The sequence below is a fragment of the Achromobacter sp. JD-1 genome (genome assembly GCF_038594925.1).
Lineage (GTDB): Bacteria > Pseudomonadota > Gammaproteobacteria > Burkholderiales > Burkholderiaceae_B > Achromobacter > Achromobacter spanius_C.
The window spans coordinates 34,503-59,817 of record NZ_JBCGCS010000029.1 but is presented as its reverse complement, the minus strand read 5'-3'; the positions used below and the strand labels follow the sequence as shown (position 1 = coordinate 59,817).

Genomic DNA, 25,315 nt, shown 5'->3' with positions numbered 1-25,315 from the left:
GTTGGTGGCGTCGGCTATCCCGCACTTTAACCTGTCCCGTAATTATTTAGTTTATTGCTATGCAACTATTTCAAGATTTAGTTTATAGTGATGCAAATAATTATCAACTTCATCCTGGTACTTCATTCATGAGCACTTCCGGAGCCGCGCCGGCCCATCCTCGACAGCCCGGCCCGCTCAGCCTGGTGTTGACCCCGATCCGCGGGCAACTCATCGCCGCAGCCGCGCTTGCCGCGGTGGGCACCATACTCACGCTGGCGCCGCTGGCCGCCATCGCGCACATCGCCTACCTGGTCCTCGAAGGTCCCGCGTCGATGGGGCCCGGGCCCGGAATCTGGTGGACCGTCGCCGCCGCCGTCGCGTGCATGTTCGCGGGCATGGCGCTGGTGTCGGCCGCCGAACTGACTGCCCACCTGGCTGACAACCGGATCACGCATCACCTGCGTCTGGCCGGCGCGCGTCGTTTGGCTCAAGTGCCACTGGGCTGGTTTACGGACCGGGCGTCGGGCGAGGTCAAGCAGGCCTTGCAGGACGACATGGCGACCCTGCACAGCCTGACCGCGCATTTCTTCACGGCGACGGCACGCGCGGGCGGCGCCATCGTGGCGTCGGCGGCCTATCTGTTCGCACAGGACTGGCGCCTTGCCAGCGTGGCCCTGCTGCCGTTTCCGGGGTTCTTTCTCTTTCTGCGCCGGGCCATGAAGGCCAGTGGCGCGAACATGCCGGTGTTCGTCGAACGCCTGGGCCGCCTCAACGGGGCCACCGTCGAATTCGTCAATGGCATACCGGTGGTCAAGGCGTTTGGCGACGCCGGCAAGGCGCATCGCGGCTACCGGGATGCGGTGGACGGCTTTGCAGCGGCCTTTGCCGACTTCACCCGGCCATTGGTCGCCGCGATGGCGCGAGCCCACGCGCTGATCGCGCCGGTCACGGTCCTGGGCGTAGTGCTGGGCGTGGGCGCGCTGTTCGTGGCGCTGGATTGGATGGCGCCGGTCGACGTGCTGCCTTTCGCGTTGGTGGCGCCGGGCATCTGCGCGCCGATGCTCTTGCTGCATACGCTGCTGCATGATCTGGGCAGCGCCAAGGGCGCGGCGCAGCGGCTGCTGGCGCTCATGAACACCCCCGTTCTGGAGACGCCGCCGGCTGGGTGCGGACAACTCCCCGAAGGCCATGAAGTGCGGTTTGAAAACGTGGGCTACCGCTACGGCGACGGCCACGAGGCGGTGTCCGGCATTACTTTCACACTGGCGCCGGGCACGGTGACCGCCATCGTCGGCCCGTCCGGCGCTGGCAAGTCCACGCTCGCCCGCCTGATGGTGCGATTCTTCGATCCGGCGCAAGGGCGCATCACGCTAGGCGGTGTGGACCTGCGGCGAATCGAGAGCGCGCAGCTCTACCGGCGCATCGGCTTTGTGTTGCAGGAGGTGCGGCTGATTCACGCCAGCGTGCGCGACAACATTGCGCTTGGCCGGCCTGGCGCCAGCCAGCAGGAAATCGAAGCCGCCGCGCAGGCGGCCAACATTCACGAACGCATCCTGGCCTTGCCGCGCGGCTATGACGCCGTGATCGGCGAAGACGCGCAGCTCTCGGGCGGCGAACGCCAGCGCGTAAGCATCGCGCGTGCCGTCCTGCTTGATCCGCCCGTGCTGGTGCTGGACGAGGCCACGGCGGCGGCCGACGCCGGCAACGAGGCCGCCGTCCAGGACGCGCTGTCGCGCTTTGCCAAGGGACGCACGCTGCTGGTGAGCGCGCACCGGCTGGACACGGTGGTGCATGCCGATCGCATCTTGGTCCTGGAGGATGGAGTAATCACCGAACAGGGGCGGCACGACGCGCTGTTGGCGCAAGGCGGTTGCTACGCGCAGCTTTGGCAGCAGGGCGGTTATGCGGTGGCCACGGCGCAAGAGGAGCCGGCATGCTGAAGACCTTTGTCCGCCTGCTTGGCAATGAGGTTCACTGGCTGCGCCGTTACGGGTGGCTGGCCGCCGCCTATGGGCTGGCCTGCGGGCTGACCATTGCGGCCACGGCGCCGCTGCTCACGCATCTGCTGGTCGGCGACGTGCGGCGGGCCGCCCCGTGGCTGGCTGCGCTGCTCGCCGGCGTGGCGTGCTGCGGGGCGCTGCGCCTGCCGGTCGAGCGGGCAGGCGTGCGCGCGGGCGTCGCCATTCTGCAGGCCGGCCGCCATTGGCTGGGCGACCATGTGGCGCGACTGCCTGTCGGCTGGTTCACGCCGCAGAACACCGCGCATCTCAGCCATGTCGTCACGCAGGGGATGATGACCGTGGCCCAGTTGCCCGCGCACGTCTTCACGCCGCTCATCGTGGGCGTGGTGGCGCCCCTCGTGCTGGTCGCGGCCCTGCTCGCGCAGCATTGGCTGTTGGGGCTGATCGCACTGGCGGCGCTGCCGCTGCTGGCGGGCGTGCTGGCGCTTACCGCGCGGCTGGCGGGGCGAGCCGACGCAACGTTTCATCGGCGCTTTGCTGAAACCAGCCATCGCGTGGTCGAGTTCGCGCAGGCGCAGTCGGTGCTGCGCGCCTTCAGCGCGGAAGGCGGCGGCATGCGGCACTTCGAGCAATCCCTTGACGCGCAGCGCCAATCGGGCGCGCGCCTGATCTGGCTGTCGGCGGCCGCGGCTGTGCTCAATGTCTGGGCGGTCCAGGCCATCTTTGCCGCCTTGCTGATCGCGGCGGCCCTGTGGCTCAACGGACTGCTCGGCGCCGGCGCCGCGGCCGGCGAAGTGGTGGCGGCCGTTGTCGCGATGCTGCTGGCGGTGCGCTACATCGATGGGTTGCTCGAGGTTGCCGGCTATGGCGAGGTCCTGCGCGGCACGCGCGCCCAGCTTGACGCAATCGACGCACTCTTGGCCGCAGCGCCGCTGCCGGAGCCCGTCGCACCGCAGGTGCCGCGCGATGCGTCCATCGAATTGCGCGATGTGCGCTTTCGCTATGCGCACGACGAGCCGGACGTGCTGCACGGGTTGAACCTGCGCATCGAGTCGGGCAGCATGGTCGCCCTGATCGGCGCGTCGGGGTCCGGCAAGACGACGCTGGCCCGGTTGATTGCGCGCTTCTTCGACGTGACCGAGGGCAGCGTGCGGGTCGGCGGTGTCGACGTGCGGCAGATCGCCAGCGCGCAACTGGCCGGGCAGATCAGCCAGATCTTCCAGGACACCTATCTCTTCACCGGCACGATCGCCGACAACATCCGCGTCGGTCGGCCGGGCTGCAATGATGCCGATGTCCTGCAAGCCGCGCGCGAAGCGGGCGTGGACGAGATCGCTGGGCGCTTGCCGCAGGGCATGGACACGCCGGTGGGCGAGGGGGGCTCGCGGCTGTCGGGCGGCGAGCGCCAGCGCATCGCCATCGCCCGCGCGCTGATCAGCAACGCGCCCATCCTGCTGGTGGACGAGGCCACCGCAGCGCTGGACGCGGGCAATCAGGCCGTCATTGCCGACACGCTGGCGCGCCTGCGCGGCAAGCGGACGCTGGTGGTCATTGCGCATCAGTTGTCGACGGTGGCGATGGCCGATGAAATCGCCGTGGTGGAGGACGGCCGGATCGTCGAAGCGGGCGCGCCGGCGGCGCTGCGCGCGAGCGGCGGGCGGTATGCAAAATTCCTCGCGCAGCGCCAGGCCGCCAAGGGCTGGCGCATCGCGGGAGACCGCGTCTGATGCGTGCCGGGCTGTCGGTGCTGTTCGTTGCGCTGTGCGGCGCGTCCCTGCTGGTCGGGGCACGTCAGTTGGCGTGGACGCAGCTTTTCACGCTGTCGGGCGACGCGTGGCTGACGCTGACCGCCAGCCGCCTGCCGCGGCTGGCCGCGCTGGTGCTGACGGGCGTCGGCCTGTCGGTATGCGGCGTGATCCTGCAGCACATCGTGCGCAACAAGTTTGTGGAACCCGCCACCTGCGGCGGGCTTGACGCCGCCAAGCTGGGCATCCTGGTTGCGCTGACGCTGGCGCCGTCAATGGGGCCGGGCGGGCGGATGGCGTTTGCGCTTGCGTTCTGCTTTGCCGCCAGCCTGGCCTTCGTCATGATCGTGCGCCGCATCAGGTTCAAGAACACGGTGCTGGTGCCGGTGATGGGACTGATGTTCGGCGGCGTGCTGAGCGCGCTGGCCGAGTTCCATGCCTACCGCAACAACATCCTGCAAAGCATGCAGGGCTGGCTGCTGGGCGACTTTTCCAAGATCGTTCAGGGCAACTACGAGATCGTCTATCTCATCCTGCCGATCGTCGTTCTTACCTATCTGTACGCGCACCGCTTCACGGTGGCCGGCATGGGCGAGGACATGGCCGCAAGCCTGGGACTGAACTATCCGGCCACGGTTGCGCTGGGTCTGATGCTTGTGGCGGTCACGGTGTCGGCCACGGTCATCACGGTGGGCGCGATTCCGTTCGTGGGATTGGTGGTGCCCAATCTGGTCGCGCTTCACTACGGCGACAACCTGAGCCGTACGTTGCCCGTCGTCGCGCTGGGCGGCGCGTCGCTGCTGCTGTGCTGCGACATCCTGGGGCGCGTGCTGATTTATCCGTTCGAAGTGCCCATCGGCCTGACAGCGGGGGCCGTGGGCGGCGTCCTGTTCCTGGCGCTTATTTTCTGGAAGCACCGATGATGCGCGCGGTTTCCCGAAACACGGTGTGGATGGTGGTTATCGCGCTGGCCGCGACTTTCCTCTTCTTCCGGTCAGGCCTGGACTTCGACTACGTCATCCCCAAACGCCTGGCGCGGCTAGTGGCCATGGTGATCGGCGGCGTCTGCATCGCCTGGTCGTCAATCGTGTTCCAGACCTTGACCGGCAACCGGATCCTCACGCCCGCCATCATGGGTTACGAGGCTGTGTATCTGCTGTTGCAGTCGGTGATGATCCTGGCGCTGGGTACGCAAAGCCTGATGCTGTTGGGGCCGAATGGCAATTTCCTGCTCTCGGTGCTGGTGATGCTGGCGTATTCGTGGATCCTTCATCGCTGGCTGTTCCGGCAGGACAGGCAGAACGTGTATTTCCTGCTGCTGGTGGGGCTGGTGCTGACCATGGTGATCGGCACCTTCACGCAGTTCGTGCAACTGAAGACCAGTCCGGGGGAGTTCTCGATCCTGCTGGGCTTTACCCAGGCCTCGTTCGGCAAGGCCGAGCCGGCGCAGTTGCTGGCATCCGCCGCCGTTGTTGCCGTGGTATGCCTGGTCGGACGCAGGCAATTGCCGACGCTGGACGTCCTGTCGCTGGGGCGTGACCAGGCCATGTCGCTGGGCGTGGACCATCCGCGCGCAGTGCAACTGCATCTGGCGTTGATCGCGGTGCTGGTTGCCGTTTCCACCAGCCTGCTGGGACCCACGGCGTTCATGGGCATCTTCGTCGCCAACACCGCGTATGCGCTGGCGCGCACACGCCGGCACTGCATCACGTTGCCCACCGGCTGCGCGATCGCCGTCGGCATGTTCATCCTGGCCCAGCTCACGGTCGAGCACGTCTTCAACTACAAGACCACCGTCGGCATCCTGGTCAACCTGGTCTGCGGCGGCTGGTTTCTCGCGCTTATGGCGCGCACGCGGGGCTCCGCATGATCACGACCAGAAATCTATCAAAACGCCACGGCGCGAAAACGGTCCTTCGCGATGTGAGTCTTCAGTTCCCTGAAAAAAAACTGACTTCGCTCATTGGCCCGAACGGCGCGGGCAAGACCACGCTTCTGATGATGATGGCGCGCCTGCTGGAGCCGACGCAGGGCGGCATCTTCATCGGAGACCGCAGCGTGGCGGGCATGCCCCGTGCCCATTACGCGCGGCGCGTCGCCACCCTGCGCCAGTCTCCCGACTTCAACCTGCGGCTCACGGTGGAAGACTTGGTGGCCTTCGGGCGCTTTCCCTATAGCCGCGGCGCCTTGACGCCACAGGACCGGCAGGCGATCGACGAGGCCATCGCCTTCCTGTCGCTGGAGCCGCTGCGTTGCGCCTATCTGGATGAGCTGAGCGGCGGTCAGCGGCAGATGGCCTTCATGGCCATGACCATCGCGCAACAGACCGATTGCCTGCTGCTGGACGAGCCGCTGAATAACCTGGACATCCGGCATGCCGTGCAGATCATGCGCGCCCTGCGCCGTCTGTGCGACGACCATGGCCGCACCGTGATCCTGGTGGTGCACGACATCAACTTCGCGGCCAGCTATTCCGACCACGTCGTCGCATTGAAGGGCGGGGCGGTGCATTGCGCGGGCGCGGTGCATGAAGTCATGACCGAGGACCGGCTGCGCGAACTGTATGGACTGGATTTCGAGATCACGCAGGGCGATCGCGGTCGCCTGTGCAACTACTTCAATCCCCCTGGAGAACTGAAATGATCCTGTCGCACTGGCCGAGGGCGCTGCTGCTTGCCGCCGCGATGGCTGCGACGGCGGCGCTGCACGGCTGCGGCCAAGCCACGGATGCGCCCAACACCGCCGCGCCCGCTGAACAACCATCGCAAAATGCCTATGCCCCGGTCACCGTCAAGCACAAGCTGGGCGAGACCGTGATCGACCGGCTGCCGCAGCGCGTGGTGGCCTTGGACATGAACGAAGTGGATTTCCTGGACGAGCTGGGTGTCCCCGTTGTGGGAATGCCCAAGGACTTCGTGCCGCACTTCCTGGCCCGTTACCGCGATGCCCCCGAGGTGCAGGACATGGGCGCCATCGTCCAGCCGAATCTGGAGCGCGTGCACGCGGCCAAGCCGGACCTCATTCTGATCACGTCACTGCAGGCGAATCACTACAAGGAGCTGAGCCAGATCGCGCCCACGATCCATTTCGACGTGGACTATCGCGACAGTCAGGCCGATCACGTCGAGATCGTCAAGAACCATCTGCTGACCTTGGGACGAATCTTCGGCAAGGACGACCTTGCCCGCCGCAAGGCCGCCGATCTGGACGCCAAGGTCGACGAGGCGCGTGCGCTCATCCGCGATCGCCCGGAGACGGCGCTTGTCGTGCTGCACAACAACGGGGCTTTCAGCTCGTTCGGGGTGCAATCCCGCTACGGCTTCATCTTCAAGGCGCTGGGCGTGAAGCCGGCCAGTCCGTTGGCCGATGGCGGCCTGCATGGCCAGCCGATCTCCAGCGAATTCATCCAGCAGGCGAACCCGGACATTGTCTTCGTGGTCGACCGCACGGCCGTGATGGAACGCAGGCCGGCGCTGACCGCCGAGACGCTGGGCAACCCGCTGCTGCGCCAGACGTCCGCATGGCGCAACGGCCGCGTCGTCTTTACCGACGCCGAAGCCTGGTACGTCACCGCCGCCAGCGTGAAGTCGCTGCATCTCATGATCGACGAAGTCATGAGGCCCTACCGCAACTGATTTCTCCTGACGCGCCGCGCGTCATTGCCGATTCAAACGTAAATGATTCCCAGTCGCCCGAGTTGCCGGGCGATCCCCAGCTCAACTGAACGGAGCATTCCATGAGCAAACGTCGCCATAGCGGCCGCGTCGCACGTCCCTCGCCGCTGGCCGGGCAGGCGAAGCCCGCCTTTTCCTTGAATCCTCTCATCGCCGGCCTGTTTGGCCTCACGCTGGGCACCGTGGCCGCGGCGCCCGTCTGGGCGCAACAGGAGGCGGGCGTGAAGACGCTGCCCACGGTGACGGTCACGGGCCAAGCCGACGCGCAGGAGGCGCCATCAACGCCCTACGCCGGCGGCCAGGTCACGTACGGCGGCCGCGTGGGCTTCCTGGGCGACAAGGATTTCATGGACACGCCGTTCTCCGTCATCAACTACACGGACAAGTACATCGAGGATCTGCAGGCCAAGGACATCACTGACGTCATCGCCCGCACCGACCCGTCGGTGTTCAGCAACGGCGTGTCGGGCGCGTGGAGCGAGAACTACTCGATCCGCGGCTTCGCTTCCGCCACCACCGACATGACGTTCAATGGACTGGCCGGCATGGCGCCGTACTATCGGGCCTCGCCCGAGATGTTTGAGCGGATCGAGGTGCTGAAGGGCCCGTCCGCCTTGCTGAATGGCATGCCCCCCGGCGGTTCGGTCGGCGGCGCGGTCAACCTGGTGTCCAAGCGCGCCGGCGCCGATCCCCTGACCCGCCTGACCGCCACCTACATGTCGGATTCGCAATTCGGCGGACATCTGGACATGGGAAGGCGCTTCGGCGACAAACAGCAGTTCGGCATCCGGTTCAACGGCATGTACCGCAACGGCGACGGCCCGGTCGTCGACCAGAAGAAGCGGGCGCAGTTGGCGTCGCTGGGCCTGGACTGGCGCGGCGAGCGGGTCCGCATCTCCGCTGATCTATACGACACCGATGAGCGCATCGACGGCGTGACGCGCGGCATCAACCTGGCGCCCGGCATCGGCGTGCCCAAGCCGCCCAAGCCCGAAACCCTGTTGAATCCGGATTGGGCCTACGTGAAGAACCAGGATCGCGGCGCCATGATCCGCGGCGAATTCGACGTCACCGACAACCTGATGGCCTACGCGGCCATCGGCACCAGCCGTTCCGAATACACCTACAGCGGCGCCATGTCGGCGCAGGTGTTCAACGATGCCGGCGACTTCCGCACGTCGATGGGGCAACTCAAAATGGAGGTGGAAAAGACCTCCGGCGACGCGGGCCTGCGCGGCAAGCTGCAGACCGGCGCGATCAAGCACCAGTGGGTGCTGAATGCCACCTACTACTCCGACGACCAGCACGACTACGGCCGCCGCTCGGTGCCCGGCGCGGACTGGGTCACCAACATCTACAACCCGGTCTGGGGGCCGGCGCCAACTGGCGTCTTTCCGCCGATCATGCACAGCAAGACGCGCATGAACAGCTACGGCCTGGCCGACACCTTGTCCTTTGCCGAGGACCGTGTGCAGCTGACGCTGGGCGCGCGCCGCCAGGAGGTTCGCACCGACAGCTTCAGCGTTACCACAGGGGCGCGGACCAGCCGCTACGACGCCAGCGCCACGTCGCCCGCCGCCGCGTTGCTCGTCAAGGCCACGGACAATATCTCGGTGTACGCCAACTACATCGAAGGCCTGTCCAAGGGACAGGCGGCGCCTGCCACCGCGGCCAACGCAGGAGAGCTCTTTGCGCCCTACAAGACCAAGCAGAAGGAGATCGGCCTGAAGGTCGACCTGGGCGACTTCACCCATACGCTGGCGCTGTTTGAAATCAACCGTCCCAGCAGCTACACCGACCCGGTCACCAACGTGTTCTCGTTCGGCGGCGAGCAGCGCAACCAAGGTGTCGAGTGGGGCTTCTTTGGCGAACCGATGCGCGGCGTGCGCCTGATCGGCGGCGTCGCCTACATCGATCCCAAGGTAACGAAAGCCGCCGTCGCGGCCAATGAGGGCAAGCAGGCCACCGGCATCCCGAGGCTGCAGGGCAAGCTCGGCGTGGAATGGGACTTGCCGGCGGTGCAGGGGTTGACGTTGACCGCCAACGCGACCTCGGTCTCAAAGCAATACATCAGCGCGGACAACTCGCTTTCGGTGGGCGGACGCACGACGTTCGACGTGGGCGCGCGCTATGCCACGCGGGTGGGCGACCGCCAGGTGGTGCTGCGCGCCGCCATCAACAACCTGACGAACAAGGCCTACTGGGGCATGCCGCAGCTTTCGAGTCTGGCGCTGGGCGCGCCCCGCACGTTCATGTTGTCGGCGTCGATGGACTTCTGAGCAGTGGCAGCGCCAGGAACACTTCTGCCGCCATGATGAGTGCCATGTCCGCCAGCGCCAGCGCCAGCGCCAGTGCGTCTGGCGGAAGCTGGATCCAGAACGCTCTGCGGGTGAGGCAAGCCAAGCCAAGCCCGCAGACCCATGGCGTCGTCGAAATCTGCGCCTGTCGAGATCACGGCGCTGATAGCGCCGTGCCCTGAATCTGCGGGCTTAGACTGTTGCGCAAAGTAAATCGCGTTTATTGCGCAGTACGCCTTTTCGACGGCGCCGTCCGATCCATGCAGCATGTCGGTCGGCGACTTGCTTGGCCTAGGCTATGTCCGTTCTCGGCCAAAAACGGTCATTGGAGCTCGGATTGAAGAATGTCCGACGTCAAGTTCCAATCCGGAAGTGATGTAGGATTTTTCATCAGTCGTTGCCGTAGTCGGGTTCGTACTCAATCTCGACCTCTTTGGTTTCAATGAATTCCTCATTGATCCCGGCAGCATTCACCGCAGCATCCCCGACGAGTGACAGGCCGCAGGTAGGGCAAAAGAATTCAGATGGTGAAAAGCCTCTTTCTATAATTTCATAACCATAATCGGCTTCGTCCTGGTCTTCGGCTTTGTCTTCCCATGTCATGTCGCCTGCCGCCGCTCCCCAAGTCTTGCAGGAGGGGCACTCGTGACGCCAGATTTGTGAGTACAGGTAGTGAAAATCTTTGTGATCGACTGGTCGTTGCAGTGTCTGTGCCTTAAAGAGCTTGAATTTGTCGCGGCCCAGCTTCCCGCTCTCGGTCTTCTTGAACTCGGAGGAGTGATGGATCACCCGTTGTTTCGCCGCGTTGATTTCAGCCTGGCGGTGAGCCTTCAAGAGAGCTTTGGGGGCTTTGGAATCGGCCCCCAGCCACTCTTGCAGGTCCATGTCCATGCTTTTGAGGATGAGGTCTGCGGCGTTCCAAAAGTCGCCCTCCCACGCCTCAAACGGCATGGCAGCACAGGCGGCCTCTCCTGAATGCAGCTCCGCATTCCTGCGGTCAGCCAGCTTCTTGCATCCCTCCATCACGGGCGTCGAAAAGTGCGGCACAGTATGGTTGAGTCTCGCGTAGGCCACCGAAGCATTGATGGTGCGCACCCTCGTGCTGGTGTGTATGCCGCAGGCCTCTAGAAGACTATTGGTGTTTTCGGCTTCCACCACGAGCGAGGGGTGAATGCCCGAGAGCTGCGCCTTAGCCAGAAGCTCCAATGCGCCCGCTGCCCAAAGCTGGCACTCGGTGTCCATGCCAGATTGCTTGGCGTCCACACTGCGCTTGGCCATGAGCCTGGACTTGGCGAGCAGCGTTTCGTGAGCGACCGCAACGGGCGGCGGAAGCCTCTTGCCCTTCTTCGAGATTTTGAAGAAATCCATCTTGGTATTGCTGCTCATGTAGCGCCTCCCATGACGCTGACCCGATACAGGGTGCGATTGATATATGCGGTGGCGTCTGCTCTCCGGTGGAGCATCTTCCAGTTGTCGATCACCAGCACGGCCCCCGGTGTCCATTGATGAACGTGGGTGGGCGCCAGGGTGCGGTTCAAGAGTTGCTGCATCAGGGCCTTGGCACGCGCTGTTGTGCCATGCATGCAGCCTGGGTCAAAGCGCACAAAGGGAGCTCCCTTGACTTTGATCGTTGCGTAGAACGACTGGGCTCCTGTGCGGAACAAGAAGGGCTCTGCAAGCGCTTCCTCGTAAAGGTCTGTGGGGACCAAGGTGGAGGCGTCCAAGAGCTCAGTGTCTGCAGTTCTCGCGGGACACTCGTGCATCCCCATCACTAGGTAGCGCGCGGGCTCAACGCGATGGCTCATGTCCATGTGCCACGGCTGCTGACCAGTTCCCGACATCCGGCTCAAAGAGTGTGGGTGCGCCATGTCAGCTAGCTTTGGCGTTAGCCTATCCACGAGACGTCGGGTGCGGGTTGTAATTGGAGTCCCGAGAAATTGTCCGAGGGACAGCACAGCCTGCTCAAAGACGTCTGCATCATCCGCCATGTGTTGGGTGGCAACCCAGCCGCACTCTTTCAGCATCCTGCATTCATTCGGGTTGAGTGGCTGATTTGTCGGTGCCATTGGATCGGATTAGCTGCGCTTCTGTCGAGTTAAGCTGTGTTTTACCGCACTTTGACTGACGCAGATTCGCTCTGCTTTCGCTTCATACAGCGGGTTTTTGATTTGGTAGGGGGTCTTTTGGAAACAAAACCATCGTCGGTCTTGCACACGATTGCAGAGCATTTTCATAGAGATGCAAATGATTTTGCGGCTCGATTTGATGCACTTTGGGAACATGGTCACTTATACACAAGATGGGGCGGGTGCCCGGCAGAATGCCAGCCAAGAACAGCCAGAGCTGTACCAAGCGGAATAGAGTTCAGGGCAGTTCTTTTGTTTGCTCGCGTTGAGCGACGCTAGCGAGACACTGCTCGATGAACTCAAGCTCCTGCCCAAGCTCGGCGGCGCGCTTTTCCAGCGCTTTCAACGCGGCTTGGTGCTCCTCCTGCACGTCTGCTGGCGCTTTAGCGAGCCCTGCCAACTTCCTCTGGCTTCTCTCAATTTTCTCGTTAAGTTCGGCAAGGTATTTTTGCCCGGACTCCTTCTTCCTCATCGGAAAGAGCTGGCACTCCAGAAAGCGGATGGCATCGTAGATTCTCAACACCTCACCGCTGGTTTTCGAGTGCACGAAGTTCAGGCTGCCCTCGTCGAAGGCGTGATGCTCCTGGTTCTGACCACCCCAGTTGACCAAGTCATTTTTGATGAAATTGAAGTACGACAGGTCGTAGTTAATGAAAGGCTCCACCAACGAGAAAGTATGCTCCAGGCTGACCTGCAAGTACATGCTCTTCTTAAGCTGCGACTTGTTGAAGTTGGCCGTGACTCTAACGCGGTTTTCGATGCAAAACTCAAGCACTATGGATTCGAACCAGATGCGGCAATAAAGCAACGCCTGGCGGACGTCGAAGACCGACAACGCCAGATAGACTTTCTTCTGGAAGCCACCCGCATAATCAATCACCACAATGCCCTTATTCGTGTAGCTGAGCACATGACTGGCGTGCTGATCGCACTGAGGGTGACGGTCCGCGATGTTGCAAAATCGCTCCCAGAAGAGGCGGTCATGGGTGGTTACTACCATTTGGATGCGGCGTAAGTAGGCATCGCTGAAGAAGAGATCGATGATGTTTGATCGATGATCTGTATCGATGGCGTTGACCACGTCATCGAACACGATGAGCGGGAAATTGTTTTTCTCAGCCATCGCCAGGAGGATCGACAAACCCAACGTTCTCAGATGCCCTTCACTGAGCACAGCAAACGCATCGAGCGATGATCCGTCTAGGTTGGTGATCTTGATCCGGTAGCTTTCAGCCTGACGTTCGAAGCGCAACGACGTGATTTGCTCATGGTCATCGTCGTGGTTGTTGATAGCTCGATAGTACTCGGCAGCTTTGGCTTCGATCCCGATGATTCGCGCTTTTTCCAGCTCCAGCTTGTAATCGAGCAAATTGCGATAGAGTGTTCGATACTCTGTCTCCAGATCCTCGAGCAGCTGGTTGAAGCGGCTGTTATCCACTGCATCGTTCAGCAATGCCACTTTCTGCTTTACCAGGTCTGCCATCTGATCGTTGGCGACTTTGAACTCGCGTTCCGCTATTTTTTTGCCGTCGAACTGCAGCTTCAGAGATTCATCTATTTCTTTCAACTGCGTCACCCGCGCGTCGAGTCGGGCTGCCTGGGCCGCTGCATGACCGACCTCCCGACGCTTGCGCTCGCAGGCAATTAAGTAGACCTCCATCTGATCTGCACTTCGGGCGCAAAGATCCAGAAACGAGTCGAGGACGGCGGGTGCCACTTCCGAACGATCGGTAGCGGCATGGAACTTTGCAAGCACCTCATCCAACGCGCACATATTCAACGTGCAGGGAACGTCGGCATGCTCGTTGTTCTTCACCCCGCTGATTCCCGTGGCGACTTTCGAAGCCCAGAGCACAATCCGGGCGTCGTTTCGCAGCTTAGATTGTTTGAGGGACTCCAATGCACACAGTGCTTTGATCTGCAGTCGCGCCCTCTCGAACGGTCTAACTACCACTTGATCGAGGGGAGTCAGGCATGCAGGACAGGTTTCACCGACCTGTAAATGCTCGATTGCTTCTAATGCCTCAAAGAAGGCGCGATAATCGACGTCGCTGGCCCTCTGCAAAAATGCCGCTTCGATATTGGCTCTTCGGTGAAGCAAACGCTGAGCGACGGCACAGATGCGCTTCACCTGCTTCAGCGGGATAGCGAGCGGGGCCCTGGAGGCGCGCAGGCGCTCGGCACCACGAATGTGCATTTCTATTGTGTCTCGCAGCCGCAAGACCTTTCGTCGAACATCGAAGTCCTGGTTGGGCCTCAGCCCCAGCAGCCTACAACTCTCGGATATCGATTTTTGGAGGTCTGCCCTATGCTTACGTCGCAGTTGGCTCAGGGTGACGCGGGTGCGTTCCAATAGGTCCAGTGCGCCGGCTCGATCCGCACGCACAAAGGCCTTAAGCGAGAAGCTTTCAGGCCGAACGAATCTAGAAATGACCTCCTGGAGTTCTTCCAAGCCGAACAAGGTGGCTAGGACATCCCTCTCTGCACTGCCAGTATCCTTGGAGCCCAATAGCGAAAATTCTTGAAGGCGATTGCGGTCGATGAAGCAGCCCGACCAGCTGATGCTCCGTTTAACTTGTAGCCGGTCTGTTCCCATGAGCATTAGCTTGGGCTTGGTCTCTCCTCGTGCGATGTACTGAGTGACCTTGGTCTTGCGCCTGGCCGCTTCTTTGATATCGCCGGTGGTACCAATTTCCAACGCCTCGCACAGCGATGATTTGCCGCCGCCATTGGGTGCGTAGAAGATGTTTTTGAGCTTGCTGAAGCGAATGAAGGTGCCAGTGTCGTCAGGGCCAATTTCTCCGAAGCCTCGGAAACTTTTCACGCGAAGGTAGTCCAAAGTACCGAGGCCGGACGGCGGTATACGATCCAGTTCCGGCCTACTGTCGAGCACCTTTTTGAAGCGTGCGGCCATCCGTTGGTAGTTGCGACCCAGTAACTGGTCAGCTGCCACGGTGATATGTGCTTTGATATGGTCGGAGTAGCGGCCCTTGTCCTGGTTGGCCTGGTACATACACCAGAGCAACGCAAGGTATGCGTCAGTGCGCCCTTCAAGATTCTGCCTTGCAAAACTCAAAAGGTACTGGCTCATTACAACTCCTCCGTGATGCGCATGATCGTATTCAGACTGAGAGCAGAAAACTTTTACCCCAATTCAAGTGTCGAGGCCTTCGCAATTGTTGCAATCTGCCGATCTGAATCTGGTGCGTAATCTGGTTCAGCTCGGCTTATGCACATCAAAAATCTACCGACCACGCCCCATCTCATCATAATCAAGGACACGAACACCGTAGATGCAGCCTGCAAGAGCGAAAGGGGCATACTCTGTGATTCGCGCCGGAGCGCAACGGAGGGCACCAACAGCGAAACTGTTGGCGTCAGCTTAACCAACCGGTTAGGCTGGTGACAGATGCTTGAGCGATTGCGTTACTCACGGCGTTGCGTTTGCTGTATGAATTTAAGCCTCACCGCGGGTGAATGCTTTCGACAACTTCAATGCCCAGCATATTCTTGAGTGGCTTCAGTCTTGCGGGGAGCGCGCACCCCAAAACGAGGACAGCACGAACATCGCGCTCTGCACCAGCCGCCTGGGCCTGAGCCTCCATCACGGCCCGGTACTTGACGCACTGAAACAGTCCTCGCTGAATGTCCAGCTCCGAAGAGATATGTGACTTAACTTCAGCACCCAACCAAAGCCGGCGATGCTGAAAGGAAACGTCCAATGCGTCTCCCGATAAGAGGCACTCCTCCATTGTTCCGTGCGGAGCCATTTCTGGTAAGCCAACGATTGCTGGATTAGCCGCCACATATGCTTTAAGCCGCTTGTGCTCCGGTCCTTCACCGCCACCGCCGAAATTCGGAAGCGCCTGCACTGCAATGCCAGCATGACGTCGCAAACCCACTTCTTCGAGAACTTCAGTCCAGTAGGGGTAGCCGAAGACTCCGGCCAATTCCGCCTTTACCACTGCGCGCTTTTTATCCGCAGGGAGAGACGTATAGTTGTTCTTCTTCACCAAGAACCATCCAATGCCCTCGCCGGGTAGGCCGGTGTTTCCATTCACCACTACGCACTGAATCGGAGGCACCTTCTCCTTCCACTTCCGAGAAAGACCCTCCATCGTCCGGCCCACACTGCCGAGCACGTAATTCAAGTTCCTTGGGTTCGGCATCCCAAGTTCGAAAGCAAGGTCCGAGTACGTGATGGTGTTCCTGGCCTCAGCCTGCCGAACCAGTAGAGGCAGAGCTTCACGAGCACGAACCTGATAAAGCTTGTCGCCAGCTATTGGGGCCGATACGAGCGCAGTTGCCATTCTTGTTCTCTTGTCGATGAGGACTAACGATTGAATTCAGCGGCTGCCGTAGGCTGTCCGCTGTGGTAGCAAAGGTGTCAGACTGCATTTCTCCGAGATCGCGGCCGCGACAGCAGCGAGGGCTAGGCTCTCTCTTCCGCGTTGAACTACAAATCGGCGAACGGCATGCAATCCAGCAGGGTACGTAGCTGAACCTCCCACTCTTCGGCGTCCTTGATGTCGGTAGTCGGATCCTCACCGAGATCCTGCCAAGCCTTGCTTAGCTCAAGACCACCAAAAGTCCCGCAGCCGCCATACCGGAAGAAGTCCACGTGACGCAAGAACGCTCGTCGAGGGGTTGTACGAGATGATGTTAACAGTTGTATCACGTTTTCTTAGGACTGCAGCAGGTATGCGCTGACGGTGCTCAGCTTAGAAATGGCTGGTCTATCTGACGGGAAAGCCCGTTGAATAGCTTCGCTGATTGCAGTCGCGTTTGGCCTAGTGGAATCTTGGCCGCCACTTGGCTATCAGGCCCCTCATGCCGCAGCGCTTTGTAACCTGTGGGAGGGGAATATGAAGGGAACGCCGCTTAGCAGACATTCCTAAACGGACGTGGAGTGACCGCAACGGGTCGTCATCGGCCGGTCAGCAAGGACGACTCTCGGCCAGAAGCGGTCGTATAACTTGCCCTTTTGAATGTCCGCTTTAACTCGCCATTGAGAGCTCGACCGGGTCCGCGCCCCTACCCGCCTAGGCGCTGATCATCACTTCCACGCCCTGGGCGCGGATCGCGGCCACGACCTCCAGGTCGGCCGCCGGATCGGTAATCAGGCGCTGCCCCTGCTGCCAGGCGGCCACGCGGAAACTGGCATGCGCGTTGAGCTTGGTGTGGTCGGCCATCACGGTGGTACGGCTCGCCGCCGCGATGAAGGCGCGGTTCATGGCGCCATCCTCGCTGTCGCGCATGAATATGTCGGCGGCGGACACCGCGTGCACCCCGAGAAACGCCTCCCGGATCTGGATGCCCGACAGCGTGTCGTTGTCGGCGCGCTCGATAGTGGCCTGTTTGCGCGTGTCGAGCCGGCCAGCCAGCACATACACATACGCCATTCGGCTCTGCCCGGCCGCCGCGGCCACGGAAAGCCCGTTGGTGATGACGTGTAGATCCTGGTGGCCGCGCAGAGCCTGAGCCAGCGCGTGCGCAGTGGTGCCGGCGTTGATCAGGATGCTGTCGCCATCGGAGATGTACTGCGCCGCGCACTCCGCGATCGCGGCCTTCTCGGCCGACTGCTGATTATGCCGCTCGGCATAGCTGTACATCTCATAGCGCGCATTGCCCTCGGCCAGCACCTCGTGCAAGGCCACCGCGCCGCCATGGGTCCGTGCCAGCATGCCTTTGTCGCCCAGTTCGAGCAGATCGCGGCGGATGGTGATGGGCGAGGTCGAAAAGGCCTGCGCCAGATCGCGCACGGTCACGGCGTTGGTTTCCTGCATACGCGCGAGGATGCGCTGCTGACGTTCGGCTTTGAGCATATTTGATCGTTATCGGGCCGGGGCCGCCACCCTATCACACAGAGATGTCTGGAGCCTTAAACGATGGAATGATCGATATTGATCTTTTATAAACGAATTTGTTCATATCTGCGTCACATTCGATCAATAAAGTAGCGGACATGACAACTTTCACCCCCTATCCAGCGATCGTTTTTGATCTCGACGGCACACTGCTCGATACTTGGCCCAGCCTGCTGGCGGCCGTGCGCGCCGTGGCCCCGGCCTCGGCCCCCAGTCTCGATCCGACTGCGCTGCGTCTGGCGTTGAGCCAGGGCGTCGGCCCAATGTTCAAACGCGCCGCCACGCAACTAGCCGGCCCTGAAGACGGGGTGCGTCCCGCGCTGTTCGCGGCAATGTCGCGCCACTATCTCGATCACACGCTGGTGACGGCCACGCCCTACGCCGGCACCGGCGCACTGCTGGCCGGCCTGCGGGCGGCCGGCCATACGCTGGCCGTGTGCACCAACCGCGACCGCGCCTCCACCCTGACCCTGCTGGCGCACCACGAATGGCGCGCGCACTTCAGCCACGTCCATTGTCTCGACGACGGTCTGCCGCCCAAGCCCGATGGCGCGCCGCTGCTGGCCACACTCGAACGTGTCGGCCATCCCTCCGGACGGGCCCTGTTCGTGGGGGACTCGCAGGTCGACGCGCGCTGCGCACAGGCCGCCCGCGTGGATTTCGCCGCCCATCGCGGTGGCTACCATGCCCGGCCCGGTGACCTTACCCCCGCCGTATTCACCTATGACCATGCCGGCGACCTGACGCACTGGATCGCGTCGCACCCCACCCGCGTCCTGGAGACAGAAGATGACTGACCTCGTCCTTGACCAGATCAGCAAGTCCTATGGCAGCACGACAGTGCTCGACCGTCTCTCGCTCACCATCCACGATGGCGAGTTCCTGACCCTGCTGGGCGCCTCGGGCTGTGGCAAGTCCACGCTGCTCAAGCTGCTGGCCGGACTGGAGATGCCCGACAGCGGCACCCTGCGCAAGGGCGACACCGACATCCTGGCGCAGTCGCCCAGCGAACGCGACTGCGCCATGGTGTTCCAGTCGTACGCGCTCTATCCACACATGAGCGTGGGCGACAACATCTGCACCCCGCTCTATATGCGCTCACTCAACTTCGCCCAGCGCCTGCCCGGTGCGCGCTGGCTCATCCCCGGTACGCGCCGCCGTGTGCGCGACGCGCAGGACCAGGGCCGCCAGGTGGCCGGTATCCTGGGCATCGACCATCTATGGACACGTAAGCCAGCCCAGCTCTCTGGCGGCCAGCGCCAGCGCGTGGCGTTGGCACGCGCGATGGTGCGCCGACCCTCGCTATTCCTGTTCGACGAACCACTCTCCAATCTCGATGCGAACCTGCGCCAGTCGCTACGCAGCGAAATCCGCCAGTTGCACGACCAGCTCGGCGTGACCTTCGTCTATGTCACGCACGATCAGCACGAGGCCATGTCCATGTCGGATCGCGTGGCGGTGATGAAGGGTGGCCACATTCTGCAGTTGGGCACGCCGCAGGAGATCTACCACGCGCCTCAACACGCAGACGTCGCCGCATTCGTGGGCGCGCCGCGCATCAACTTCCTGACCGTGGGCCACGACAGCGCCGGCCGCGCTGCGCTGCAGGAACAGGCCATCGAGCCACACTTCCCCACGCGCAGCACCCGAATGGCATTCCGTCCACACGCCGCCACGCTCGCGCCCATGCGCGATGCCCTGGTGGTAAGCGGCACGGTGCAGTTGGTGGAGTTCACCGGGGCCGACTGCATGGTTACGCTGCAGACTGCAGGGGCGGAGAAGGTCGTCGTGGTGCTGCCCGCCAGCAACCGCATCCACACCGGCGAGGTGCTGCGCGTGTACGTGCCACTGACGGCCTGGCATGCGTTCGATGCCGACGGCCACAGTCTCGCTGACGGCCAGCGCGCGCTGTCGCTGGCCGCCTAGGAGCCGGGATGCGCATCAAGCCTTTGCAACTAACGCTGCTACTCGGGCCAAGCCTGGTGTTGACCCTGCTGCTGCTGGTGCTGCCGCTGGTGGTGGTAGCGCTCATGTCGCTCACCGACTGGCAGTTCGGCGCGGCCAGCTGGAACTGGATCGGCCTGGGCAATTACGCCGATCTGTGGAACGACACCACGTTCCGCAAGAGCTTCGCCAACACCGTGTACTACCTCATGGTGGTGTCGCTTGGCTCGATCGCAATCGGCCTGGCCGTGGCGCTCCTAATCGAGTCGCATGATTCCTGGCGCGGCTTCTACCGCACCGCGTTCTTCATGCCGGTGGCCTCGACACTGATCGCGATGGCGGTGGTGTGGCAGTTCCTGATGCACCCCTCGGTGGGCTTTCTCAACCACGTGCTGGGCTGGTTCGGCGCCGAGCCGCGCAACTGGCTCAAAGACTACGACCTGGCCCTGCCGGCGCTGGCGGCCATCGGCATCTGGCAGATGTCGGGCCTGGCACTGGTGATGTTCCTGGCCGGTCTGAAAAGCATCCCGGCCGAACTGCGCCACGCCAGCCTGCTCGACGGCATGCGCCATCCGCTCGACCGCCTGCTGCGGCTCACTCTGCCGATGCTCGGCCCAACCATGCTGTTCGTTGTCACGGTGTGCGGTATCCGTTCGCTGCAGGTGTTCGATACGGTACACGCGCTGACCCAGGGTGGCCCCAACAAATCCACGGAGGTGCTGCTGCACACCATCTACGCCGAGGGCTTCGGTTTCTTCCGCATGGGCTATGCGGCGGCCATGGTGGTGGTGTTCGTCGGCTGCATCTTCGTGCTCACGCTGGTGCAGCAGGCCAGCATGGAAAAACGGACACTCCACTGATGAAAAATCCCATGCAACCCGGGCTGCCCTGGCGCGTGCTGCGTCACACACTGCTACTGGCCGGCGCCGCAGTCTATCTGCTGCCCTTCGTCTGGATGCTGTCGACATCGCTGAAACCGGCCGACGAGATCTTCCGCGACGGCTTCCACCTGTTGCCGCGGCAGTGGGCCGCGGTCGACAACTACACCCGCGCGCTGACCCAGGTGCCACTGCTGCGCTATCTGTGGAACGGCATCGTGGTGTGCGGCGGGATCCTGATCCTGCAGATCATCGTGTCGCTGCCGGCCGCCTATTGCTTTGCCAAGCTCAAATTCCGTGGAAAGCGCCTGGCCTGGGGTCTGGTGCTGCTATCGCTGATGATTCCATTCCAGGCCACCGCGATCCCGCTCTACATCCTGCTTTATCACGCCGGCCTGCTCGACACCACCGCAGCGTTAATTCTGCCGTTCATCGCCTCAGCCTTCGGCATCTTCCTGATGCGCCAGTTCTTTATAGGCGTACCCGACGACCTGATCCATGCTGCGCGGCTGGACGGCATGGGCGAGTTCGAATTGGTGTGGCGCGTGATGATGCCTGCGGCTATGCCCGCGCTCATCGCCTTCTCGATTTTCTCCGTGGTGTGGCATTGGAACGACTACTTCTGGCCGCTGCTGGTAATCAACACCACCGATCTGGCCACCCCGCCGCTGGGCACCATGTTCTTCAAGAACGAGGAAGCCGGCACGGATTTCGGCCCCCTAATGGCAGGCACGGTGATCATCACCCTGCCCTTGCTCTTGTTCTTTCTGTCGGCGCAGAAGCGCTTCATCGAGGGCGTTACCCTCACCGGTGTCAAAGGTTAAAGGAACCTCCATGCAATTCAAACTGCTGTTCGGCCTGCTGGCCGGCGTCGCCCTGATCGGCAATGCCGCCCAGGCCGCCAAGATAGAACTGATCGTCGACTACCCCTATCCCGACATGTTCAACACGGTGCACGAGGAAATCGCCAAGCGCTTCACGGAGAAGTTTCCCGACTACACCGTGAAGTTCCGCGCGCCCACGCCCGAATACGAGGCCGCCGCGCAACAGGCGCTGCGGCATGCCGTCACGCGCCAACTGGCCGACGTGTCGTACCAGGGCCTGAACCGCCAACGCGTGTTCGTCGACCGCAATATCGCGGTCGATCTCACGCCCTTCATCCAGGCCGAGAAGGATTGGGATAAGAGCGGGTATAGCCCTGCGCTGATGTCGCTCGGCCAAGTCAATGGCAAGCAGGTGGGTATCGGCTTCTCGCTCTCGACCCCGATCGTCTACTACAACATGGACCTGCTGGAGCGCGCCGGCGTGAAGGCCGACGCGCTGCCCAAAACCTGGGACGACATCCTCGCCGCCGCCGACAAGTCGCGCGCCGCCAACGCCGGCACCAATGGCCTGCACTACGACTGGGAAATCACCGGCAACTGGCTCTGGCAGGCCATGGTGTTCTCGAAGGGCGGCAGCATGCTCGACGCGAGCGAAGCCAAGGTGGCCTTCGATGACCAGACCGGCCGCGAGTCGATCGAGCAGATGGGCCGCATGGTCGAGCACGGCACCATGCAGAACTTAAAATACAAGGACGCCGCCCAGCTGTTTGTGACCGGCAAGCTCGCTGTGCTGTCATCGTCCACGTCACGCTTGTCGACCATCGAGAAGCAGATCGGCGGCAAGTTCAAGATGGTGACGGGCTTCTTCCCGACCTATGGGGATAACGCTCGCGTGCCGGCCGGTGGCAACGTGGCCATGATGTTTGCTAAAGACCCGGCGCGCCAGAAGGCTGCCTGGGAATACATCAAGTTCGCCACCGGCCCCGAAGGGGCCACCATCATGACCAAGGGCACCGGCTATTTCCCCGCCAACACCCTGCCGATTGACGACCCCGCCAAGCTCAAGGGCTACTACGACGCCAACCCGAACCAGTACACCGCCGTGCGCCAGTTGCCGTGGCTGACCGGCTGGTACGCGTTCCCTGGCGAAAACGGCCTGAAGATCACTGACGTGATCAATGATCACCTGCAGACCGTGTTCGACAAGTCCACCAAGCCCGACGCCGCGCTGGACGCCATGACGCGCGATGTGCAGAAGCTGCTGAAGTGAGCGCCGCGATGAAATTCATCCATCTCACCGACACCCACCTGGTCGCCGACGCTAGCGATCTGTATGGCACCAATCCCAAGCAGCGGCTGCAGCAGGCGGTAGCTCACATTCTGGCGCACCAGCCCGACGCCCAAGCCGTGACCATCACCGGTGACCTGACCCATTACGGCCACCCCGGCGCATACGAACACCTGCGCGAGTGTCTGGCACCACTTACCATGCCGGTGTTCCCGATCCTTGGCAACCACGATCACCGCGAGATCTTCCGGGAATACTTCCCGCACGTCGGGCGCGACCCCGAGGGTTTTGTGCAATATGGGGTGGACTTCGGCGATCACTTGGCGCTGTTCCTCGATACCAACGAGCCCGGCGTGCACTGGGGCGTTTTCTGCGAGCGCCGCGCGGCCTGGTTGCGCGAACAACTGGAGGCGTCGGCCAAGCCCGTGCTGCTGTTCATGCACCACCCGTTCTTCCCGATCGGCATCCGCAGCATGGACCTCATCTCGCTACGCGACACCGGGCCATTCATGGCCGCCATCGCCGGCTTCGAAGCACGCATTCGGCAGGTGTTTTTCGGCCACATCCACCGCCCGATCTGCGGCGTCTATCACGGCATCGGCTACTCGACGCTGCGCGGTACCAACCATCAGGTCGCGCTCGATCTGCACGGCGACGAGAGCCAAATCATAGGCGTGCATGAGCAGCCGCAATACGGCGTGGTGCTTCTGGCGTCCGATCAAGTGCTGATCCACACCGAAGACTATCTCGACTGCGAAATGCGCTACAGGCTGCACGAGATGCGCGACGAGGAGCAGAGCTGACTGCAGCCCCGACCGCGGCGGCCGGCCCCGGGCGAGCCGCCGCTTCAGCGCTGCAGAGGCCGGCCTTTCTGCAGGTCAATACCCAGGAGCGCCGTCCGCTTTTTGGGTGGAGCCTGGTCCCACAGGGACCACATACCCGAACATCGGAGACACAATGCGAACGTTACCCCGTTTGACCGTGCGCCTCGGCTCCCTGCCGAGCACCTCCTCCGACATGAGGGCGCACCTGCTCAGTGTCGCACCGTCCTCACCCTAACGCGGCCTGAGGAAGCGAGCCGGACGTCGCCTTCCGACCGTCGCTGTGCCGCTTCGCCTCGTTTTCAGTCTGCACTTGTTCTCCAAGATCATTCGCCTTTCGAAGGGATGCGCAATGGCATGTCCAAGCAGCCACTCCGCTGGGACTGACCACTAACCCCTTGAAAGCTGCCGTTAGACGGCGCCGACCCAAAGGGCTGCAACGGGTCGTCCTCGGCCCTTCGACAAGGACGGCTCGCAGCCGAAAGCGGGCACTTGCCACAGGGGCCATTCCACACAAAGCACTGCGCTGCCTACTCTGACATTTCCCAATAGCCGAGTGCCCTGAGACGTCCATGTCTCCTCCCCAATTCCCGCACGGGCATATCCCAAATCTGCCGCCTTGGGCTGTCACGCTAATGTAATTGCGTCTATCGCAAAGTTCGCCTTTCTTCAATCTGCACGCCGCCCATCTGCACAGAAGAAGAGAAGATGCCCGCGCAATAGCAGGAGTTCCCCATCAAAGCCAAAAGGCGAATTTCAACGAAAAAGGCGAACTCTATCCCCGCCGCTCAGGGTATCCCCCAATCACATTCCCCTTGCGGAAACTCAATCCCCTATAGGACACTTTGTGTCATTAAAGCCGACACGGCGCAATCAAGGGGAATGGCATGAAAGTTTTTCGCAGGATAGCCGCGCTGACCATAGCGCTGGGTTTGACGAGCGGCGCGCAGGCCGCGTATCCGGAACGCACCATCCGGTTGATCGTGCCTTTCGGCGCGGGTGGCATCACCGATATCGTTGCGCGGCAGGTGGGCAAGGGCATGGGTGATGTCCTGGGGCAAACGCTCGTCATTGAAAACCGCCCCGGCGCGGGTGGTGTAATCGCTGCACAGGTAGCAGCCACGGCGCCGCCCGATGGCTACACGATCTTCATGGGAACGGTGGGCACGCAGGTGGTGAACCCGTTGATCTACAGCAAGCTCAGCTATGACGCGAATGCGTTCGCGCCGGTAGGCATGGTGTCCGGGTCGCCGTTTGTGCTGGCGGTGCGGGCGGGGGTGCCCGCTTCCACGTTCGACGCCTTCGTGACCTATGCAAAGGCCAATCCCGGGCGCTTGAACTTTGGGTCGGCGGGTAACGCCAGTTCGCCCCATCTGGGCCTCGAACTGCTGAAGCTGACGGCTGGCGTGGATATTGTGCATGTGCCGTTCAAGAGCGGCAGCGAAGCCGTCAATGCCGCGGTGGGTCAGCAGGTGGATGTGGTGATGGACGCCAGTTCCGTCATCATGCCGCATGTGGCTTCGGGCAAGCTGCATGCCCTGGCGGTGGCGTCGGGCGAGCGTTTGGCGGCGGCGCCGGCTGTGCCCTCCAGCGCCGAAGTGGGCGACGCGGCTTTGCAGATCAGTTCCTGGAATGCGTTCTTTGCACCGGCCGGCACGCCGCCCGAGGTGTTGGCTGCCTTGAACGCCGCCCTGCAAAAGACGCTGGCGTCCCCGCAACTGAAAGACCGTTTGGCTTCCCAGGGCACGCAGTTGTATACCGGGTCGGCAGACGAATACCAGCGCTTCATCAAGGCCGAAAAATCAAAATGGGCCGACATCGTGAAGCGCGCCGATATCAAGATGGATTGATGGCAGGCATCCCGGACTGCAATCCGGGATGCCATTGCGTGGGCAATTCAGCAAGCAA

At 62.3% G+C, this 25,315-nt stretch carries 20 protein-coding genes; 14 read left to right on the top strand and 6 right to left on the bottom strand.

Annotated elements, in window-relative coordinates; all coding sequences use genetic code 11:
* Positions 1-128: 128 nt before the first annotated feature.
* The 7 genes from WBR68_RS28485 to WBR68_RS28455 all read left to right on the top strand — a co-directional run bounded on the left by WBR68_RS28485 (position 129) and on the right by WBR68_RS28455 (position 9,641).
* A complete protein-coding gene (locus WBR68_RS28485; protein WP_230695913.1) occupies positions 129-1,922 on the top strand; it encodes an ABC transporter ATP-binding protein in 1,794 nt (597 codons plus the stop codon).
* Positions 1,916-3,670: an ABC transporter ATP-binding protein gene (locus tag WBR68_RS28480; protein WP_230695912.1), complete on the top strand. Its 1,755-nt coding sequence runs from the start codon at positions 1,916-1,918 to the stop codon at positions 3,668-3,670. The genes WBR68_RS28485 and WBR68_RS28480 overlap by 7 nt, the downstream gene beginning before the upstream one ends.
* Complete coding sequence (locus WBR68_RS28475; RefSeq protein ID WP_050450418.1) at positions 3,670-4,611, top strand: ABC transporter permease; 942 nt, start codon at positions 3,670-3,672, stop codon at positions 4,609-4,611. Before WBR68_RS28480 ends, WBR68_RS28475 begins: the two co-directional genes overlap by 1 nt.
* Positions 4,611-5,558 (top strand): iron chelate uptake ABC transporter family permease subunit, encoded by a 948-nt coding sequence (locus WBR68_RS28470; RefSeq protein ID WP_370641289.1) that lies wholly within the window; start codon positions 4,611-4,613, stop codon positions 5,556-5,558. Before WBR68_RS28475 ends, WBR68_RS28470 begins: the two co-directional genes overlap by 1 nt.
* Positions 5,555-6,331 (top strand): iron ABC transporter ATP-binding protein, encoded by a 777-nt coding sequence (locus WBR68_RS28465; protein ID WP_050450419.1) that lies wholly within the window; start codon positions 5,555-5,557, stop codon positions 6,329-6,331. Before WBR68_RS28470 ends, WBR68_RS28465 begins: the two co-directional genes overlap by 4 nt.
* Positions 6,328-7,323 (top strand): siderophore ABC transporter substrate-binding protein, encoded by a 996-nt coding sequence (locus WBR68_RS28460; RefSeq protein ID WP_230695910.1) that lies wholly within the window; start codon positions 6,328-6,330, stop codon positions 7,321-7,323. The genes WBR68_RS28465 and WBR68_RS28460 overlap by 4 nt, the downstream gene beginning before the upstream one ends.
* A 101-nt stretch (positions 7,324-7,424) precedes the next feature.
* A complete protein-coding gene (locus tag WBR68_RS28455) occupies positions 7,425-9,641 on the top strand; it encodes a TonB-dependent receptor (RefSeq protein WP_230695909.1) in 2,217 nt (738 codons plus the stop codon).
* Between the two features lie 408 nt (positions 9,642-10,049).
* Here the strand turns inward: WBR68_RS28455 and WBR68_RS28450 are convergent, their stop codons facing one another.
* The 6 genes from WBR68_RS28450 to WBR68_RS28425 all read right to left on the bottom strand — a co-directional run bounded on the left by WBR68_RS28450 (position 10,050) and on the right by WBR68_RS28425 (position 17,610).
* Entirely contained in the window at positions 10,050-11,045 is a 996-nt protein-coding gene (locus tag WBR68_RS28450) for a hypothetical protein (protein WP_054438619.1), read from the bottom strand.
* Entirely contained in the window at positions 11,042-11,383 is a 342-nt protein-coding gene (locus tag WBR68_RS28445; RefSeq protein WP_159070651.1) for a TauD/TfdA family dioxygenase, read from the bottom strand. The genes WBR68_RS28450 and WBR68_RS28445 overlap by 4 nt, the downstream gene beginning before the upstream one ends.
* Positions 11,384-12,023: 640 nt before the next feature.
* Positions 12,024-14,876, bottom strand: coding sequence for an AAA family ATPase (locus WBR68_RS28440; protein ID WP_054438613.1), 2,853 nt, complete (start codon positions 14,874-14,876; stop codon positions 12,024-12,026).
* Positions 14,877-15,249: 373 nt separating this feature from the next.
* Positions 15,250-16,095: a hypothetical protein gene (locus WBR68_RS28435; RefSeq protein ID WP_054438611.1), complete on the bottom strand. Its 846-nt coding sequence runs from the start codon at positions 16,093-16,095 to the stop codon at positions 15,250-15,252.
* A gap of 146 nt (positions 16,096-16,241) precedes the next feature.
* Positions 16,242-16,415 carry a hypothetical protein gene (locus WBR68_RS28430; protein ID WP_156517876.1) on the bottom strand — a complete coding sequence of 58 codons (174 nt, stop codon included), beginning with the start codon at positions 16,413-16,415 and terminating at the stop codon, positions 16,242-16,244.
* 412 nt (positions 16,416-16,827) lie between these two features.
* The gene (locus WBR68_RS28425; RefSeq protein ID WP_230695908.1) at positions 16,828-17,610 is read right to left on the bottom strand and encodes a DeoR/GlpR family DNA-binding transcription regulator; all 783 of its coding nucleotides are present in this window, start codon (positions 17,608-17,610) and stop codon (positions 16,828-16,830) included.
* 140 nt (positions 17,611-17,750) lie between these two features.
* On the opposite strand from WBR68_RS28425, the gene WBR68_RS28420 reads away from it, so the two are divergent.
* The 7 genes from WBR68_RS28420 (at position 17,751) to WBR68_RS28390 (ending at position 25,257) form a co-directional block, all read left to right on the top strand.
* Positions 17,751-18,449, top strand: a complete 699-nt coding sequence (locus tag WBR68_RS28420; RefSeq protein WP_082401424.1) for an HAD family hydrolase — start codon at positions 17,751-17,753, stop codon at positions 18,447-18,449.
* Entirely contained in the window at positions 18,442-19,578 is a 1,137-nt protein-coding gene (locus WBR68_RS28415; protein ID WP_054438607.1) for an ABC transporter ATP-binding protein, read from the top strand. Before WBR68_RS28420 ends, WBR68_RS28415 begins: the two co-directional genes overlap by 8 nt.
* 8 nt (positions 19,579-19,586) lie before the next feature.
* Entirely contained in the window at positions 19,587-20,456 is an 870-nt protein-coding gene (locus WBR68_RS28410; protein WP_026382207.1) for a carbohydrate ABC transporter permease, read from the top strand.
* Complete coding sequence (locus tag WBR68_RS28405) at positions 20,456-21,298, top strand: carbohydrate ABC transporter permease (protein WP_026382206.1); 843 nt, start codon at positions 20,456-20,458, stop codon at positions 21,296-21,298. The genes WBR68_RS28410 and WBR68_RS28405 overlap by 1 nt, the downstream gene beginning before the upstream one ends.
* A 10-nt stretch (positions 21,299-21,308) precedes the next feature.
* Complete coding sequence (locus WBR68_RS28400) at positions 21,309-22,568, top strand: ABC transporter substrate-binding protein (protein WP_054438606.1); 1,260 nt, start codon at positions 21,309-21,311, stop codon at positions 22,566-22,568.
* Positions 22,565-23,389, top strand: a complete 825-nt coding sequence (locus WBR68_RS28395) for a phosphodiesterase (RefSeq protein WP_227741338.1) — start codon at positions 22,565-22,567, stop codon at positions 23,387-23,389. Before WBR68_RS28400 ends, WBR68_RS28395 begins: the two co-directional genes overlap by 4 nt.
* Before the next feature lie 905 nt (positions 23,390-24,294).
* The gene (locus WBR68_RS28390) at positions 24,295-25,257 is read left to right on the top strand and encodes a Bug family tripartite tricarboxylate transporter substrate binding protein (protein ID WP_230695907.1); all 963 of its coding nucleotides are present in this window, start codon (positions 24,295-24,297) and stop codon (positions 25,255-25,257) included.
* Positions 25,258-25,315 lie beyond the last annotated feature (58 nt).